We start from the raw sequence: 439 nt of genomic DNA on the forward strand, positions 1-439 counted from the left end.
GCGCGATCGACCACTCCGCCACCTGTCCGTTTCCACGACATCGCCCGAAGGCCGTTCGCAGCGCGCCGGAGGTCGATCCGGCGCGAGGCGAGGCTGATAGAACACCCGGACCCCCTCGGCAAGCGGCGCGTGAGGCCCCATATGCAGGAATGACTGTTCGACCGGAGTTCGCGCCATGACGTTCCAGAAATCCCACGAAATGCCCACCGCCGCCGATGCCCTGCCGGGCCGCACGACCCCCCTGCACACCGACGAGGTCCACTATGTCAGCGGCCGCCCGCTGAAAGGGCCGCATCCCGAGGGGTTCGAGACCGCCATCCTCGGCATGGGTTGTTTCTGGGGCGTGGAGCGGATCTTCTGGCAGTTGCCGGGCGTCTGGGTGACCTCTGTCGGCTATTCGGGCGGTATCACCCCGAACCCGACCTATGAGGAGACCTGC

At 67.0% G+C, this 439-nt stretch carries 1 protein-coding gene; it reads left to right on the forward strand.

Annotation, left to right across the window (positions count from 1 at the left end):
- Positions 1–175: 175 nt before the first annotated feature.
- On the forward strand, positions 176–439 hold a 264-nt coding region (locus B3E43_RS03815; protein ID WP_292026770.1), incomplete at its 3' end, for a peptide-methionine (S)-S-oxide reductase.

The organism is Brevundimonas sp. UBA2416 (assembly GCF_002343105.1).
In the GTDB taxonomy this organism is placed as follows: domain Bacteria; phylum Pseudomonadota; class Alphaproteobacteria; order Caulobacterales; family Caulobacteraceae; genus Brevundimonas.